At 68.5% G+C, this 492-nt stretch carries 1 protein-coding gene; it reads left to right on the plus strand.

Annotated features, from left to right (window positions below):
• Positions 1-42 precede the first annotated feature (42 nt).
• Complete coding sequence (locus HWX25_RS32970) at positions 43-483, plus strand: hypothetical protein (protein WP_096752046.1); 441 nt, start codon at positions 43-45, stop codon at positions 481-483.
• Positions 484-492: the final 9 nt, after the last annotated feature.

The following is a 492-nucleotide window of genomic DNA, read 5'->3' on the forward strand; positions in this document are numbered from 1 at the left end:
CCGCGTATCCCGCGCGGCCCGCTTCGACCCAGGAGCGAGAACATGCCGTTTATTGCAGGATTGAACCGCCGCATCCGTCTGCTTGCCCTCGGCGCCGCCGCCATGGCCGCGCTGCTTCCCGCCGCCGGCCATGCCCAGCCCACGGGCACGCCGCCCGTGGGCAGCCAGGTCGCCACGCCCGACAACGCGGTCCTGCTGACCATCTTCCTCAAGCACGACCAGTCGCGCCCGCTCAGCGAGTTGAACGCGCAATTGGCGAAGCAGGGTTTCTACAAGGCGTTTCCGCCGCCGGGCGTGGAGGTCGTGAGCTGGTACGTGGCGATGGGGATCGGGCAGGTGATCACGCTGCGCCTGCCGGCCTCGCGCGTGCGCGAGGTGAACCGCGTGCTCGAGGACACCGCCTGGGGTGCGTATCGCACCGAGTTCTACCCGACCTACGACTACAAGGCGATCGGGCTGGCCGAGCACGACAAGGGGAAGTGAGCATCTCGT

Source organism: Burkholderia sp. BCC1640, assembly GCF_902833125.1.
In the GTDB taxonomy this organism is placed as follows: domain Bacteria; phylum Pseudomonadota; class Gammaproteobacteria; order Burkholderiales; family Burkholderiaceae; genus Burkholderia; species Burkholderia diffusa.